The following is a 1,562-nucleotide window of genomic DNA, read 5'->3' as shown; positions in this document are numbered from 1 at the left end:
CTAGGCCGTGTATCGAAAGTGGATCTTGAGCTGTGAATGATCGTGGTCCATGGCGCGGGGAGATCTCACGGACGAGCAGTGGGCGGCACTGGCGCCGTTGTTGCCGACGGGCAGGAAGACGGGCCGGCCGCCGGTCTGGTCTCGGCGGCAGTTGATCGATGGCATACGGTTCCGGGTCCGGACTGGTGTTCCGTGGCGGGACGTGCCCGTCGAGTACGGGCCGTGGGGCCGGGTCTACGACCTGTTCCGCCGTTGGCAGCGGGACGGCACCTGGAACCGGGTCCTCACCCGGCTCCAGTCCCTGGCCGACTCGAAGGGGGCGATCGTGTGGGACCTGAGCGTCGACTCCACGGTCTGTCGCGCCCACCAGCACGCGGCCGGGGCCCGCAAGCGGGGTGACCTGCAGAAGGAACCACCGGGCGGTGTGCATGAAGAGCCCGGTGATCACGGGCTGGGGCGTTCACGCGGTGGGTTCACCACCAAGCTGCACCTGGCCGTCGAGCAGGGGCAGAAGCCCATGGCGATCGTGGTGACCGCCGGGCAGCGCGGCGACTCGCCGCAGTTCGAACCGGTGCTGGAGAAGATCCGTGTGCCTCGCATCGGGCCGGGCCGGCCGCGTGTCCGTCCCGATCGCGTGCGGGCGGATAAGGCGTACGCTTCCCGGAAGAACCGCGTCTATCTGCGTCGGCGGGGGATCCGCTGCACGATCCCTGACAAGGCCGACCAAGCACGCAACCGCCAGAAGCTGGGCTCACGGGGTGGCCGACCTCCGCATTTCGACCCGGCCGACTACCGCGAGCGTCATGCGGTCGAGTGCGGGATCAATCGCCTCAAGAGGCACCGCGCTGTCGCCACCCGGTACGACAAACTTGCGGTCCGCTACGAGGCGACCGTGCTGGTCGCGGCCATCAACGAATGGCTGTGATCAGCGCGTGTCCACGTCTCAAGCCCATACCGCTTTGACCACCGCGTGGCCTGCCGAAGCCGCCTGCCCGTAGAACTCCTGGAGGTCCCTGTGATGTTCGAGGTGCTCCTGCTTGGTCCAGCCGAGGGCACTGAACCTTGCCTCGACGACGTTCCACAGCTCGTCGAAAGAGACAGTCGTAAGGAACTGCGCGGCCTGTGACACCCCGGGCGGCTCCAGAAGCATCAGCGGGGGATCGGAGGGGTTGGCGTCAGCGCTGTGGAGTACCGGGCGGCCGCCGTAGATCGGCAGATTCCAGGGCTCGTCGGCGTCTGTACAGAGGGCATCGGCTGCGGCGTAGAGGTCGTGGACAGCGTTCCAGCTCTTGCTGATCGAGTGGGCGATGCCCGCGGCGTACTCGGCCTCGTCGTTCTCCCAAGCCTCAGACATGAACGCAGCGAGCCAGGTGTGGTCGTCCCGGATCTCGGATACAGCCACGGCACGAAAGTGCAGGTAGATGCTCACTACGACGAATCCCTCGGCTCAACGACCCACCTGTCAGGCCGAACGGACAGAACCTACTTGACGGCACTGACAGCCACGCGTCGTCGATACCGGCTCGCGGCATCCGGCAAGTCTCTTTCGATACACGGCCTAG

At 66.5% G+C, this 1,562-nt stretch carries 2 protein-coding genes; one reads left to right on the top strand and one right to left on the bottom strand.

What is annotated here, in order from left to right:
* Window positions 1–49 precede the first annotated feature (49 nt).
* Window positions 50–925 (top strand): IS5 family transposase, encoded by an 876-nt coding sequence (locus tag IE321_RS41420; RefSeq protein WP_190226772.1) that lies wholly within the window; start codon window positions 50–52, stop codon window positions 923–925.
* Window positions 926–943: 18 nt separating this feature from the next.
* Here IE321_RS41420 and IE321_RS41415 read toward each other — a convergent pair whose 3' ends face one another.
* Window positions 944–1,429, bottom strand: a complete 486-nt coding sequence (locus IE321_RS41415) for a DUF1877 family protein (RefSeq protein WP_190226771.1) — start codon at window positions 1,427–1,429, stop codon at window positions 944–946.
* Between the last annotated feature and the right edge of the window lie 133 nt (window positions 1,430–1,562).

Origin of the sequence: Streptomyces hydrogenans (assembly GCF_014656075.1) — a bacterium.
Taxonomy (GTDB): domain Bacteria; phylum Actinomycetota; class Actinomycetes; order Streptomycetales; family Streptomycetaceae; genus Streptomyces; species Streptomyces hydrogenans.
Note: the sequence above shows the minus strand (reverse complement) of the source record. Positions and strands in the feature narration are given on the sequence as shown.